Source organism: Antarctobacter heliothermus, assembly GCF_900188425.1.
Lineage (GTDB): Bacteria > Pseudomonadota > Alphaproteobacteria > Rhodobacterales > Rhodobacteraceae > Antarctobacter > Antarctobacter heliothermus.
On record NZ_FZON01000150.1, the window covers coordinates 1 to 1,345 of the forward strand.

Here is a 1,345-nt window from a genome sequence, read left to right on the forward strand (position 1 = left end):
CCCCCGACCTGGTCGACCGCGCCTGCGTCGCGGCAGAGGCCGCGTTCGAGAGCTATGGCCAGACCTCGCGCGCCGACCGCGCCCGTTTCCTGCACGCCATCGCCGATGAGATCGAGGCCCGCGGCGCGCAGATCACCCAGATCGGCACGCAAGAAACCGGCCTGCCGGAGGCCCGCCTGAACGGCGAGCGCGGCCGCACCACCGGCCAGTTGCGCCTGTTCGCCGAACATATCCTCAAGGGCGACTACCTGGACCGCCGCCACGACGAGGCACTGCCGGACCGCGCCCCGCTGCCGCGCCCCGACCTGAAAATGGTGCAGCGCCCGATCGGTCCGGTCGCCGTCTTTGGCGCGTCGAACTTTCCGCTCGCCTTTTCCACCGCCGGCGGCGACACCGCCAGCGCCCTGGCCGCCGGCTGCCCGGTGGTCGTCAAGGGCCACTCGGCCCATCCCGGCACCGGCGAGATCGTCGCCGAGGCCATTCACGCCGCCATCGCCACCTGCGGCATCCACCCCGGCACCTTCAGCCTGATCCAGGGCGGCAAACGCGACGTCGGCACCGCCCTTGTCCAGCACCCGCTGATCCGCGCCGTCGGCTTTACCGGCAGCCTGGGCGGCGGGCGCGCGCTGTTCGACCTCTGCGCGCAGCGCCCCGAACCGATCCCCTTCTTCGGCGAGTTGGGCAGCGTCAACCCGATGTTCATCCTGCCGCAAGCGGCACAGGCGCGCGGTGCGCAGATCGGCACCGACTGGGCGGCCTCCCTGACCATGGGCGCCGGACAGTTCTGCACCAACCCCGGCATCGCCGTGGTGGAAACCGGCCCCCAAGGCGACGCGCTGGTCGCCGCCGCCGCCGAGGCGTTGAAGGGGGTTCAGACCCAATGCATGCTCACCGACGGTATCGCCGAGGCGTATAGAAACGGTAAACAGCGCTTTGACAGCCGCAATCCGGTGCGCCCGGTGCTGACCACCACCAGCGACGGCCGCAACGCCGCCCCCAACCTCTATGAGACCGACGCCGCACAATACCTGCAGGATCAAGCACTTGGCGAAGAGGTCTTTGGCCCGCTGGGCCTGGTGGTGCGGGTCTCTGGCGCCGACGAGATGGACCAACTGGCGCGCGGATTTGAGGGTCAGCTGACCTGCACGCTGCACATGGACGCGGGCGACACGGACCTCGCCCGCCGCCTGATGCCGGTGCTGGAACGCAAGGCCGGACGCCTCTTGGTCAACGGCTTTCCCACCGGCGTCGAGGTCTGCGACACCATGGTCCACGGCGGACCCTACCCCGCCTCCACCAACTTCGGCGCAACCTCCGTCGGCACCATGGCCATCCGCAGATTCCT

At 70.0% G+C, this 1,345-nt stretch carries 1 protein-coding gene; it reads left to right on the plus strand.

All coding sequences use genetic code 11. From position 1 onward, the window contains the following. On the plus strand, window positions 1-1,345 hold a 1,345-nt coding region (locus CHB90_RS25980; RefSeq protein WP_141135999.1), incomplete at both ends, for an aldehyde dehydrogenase (NADP(+)).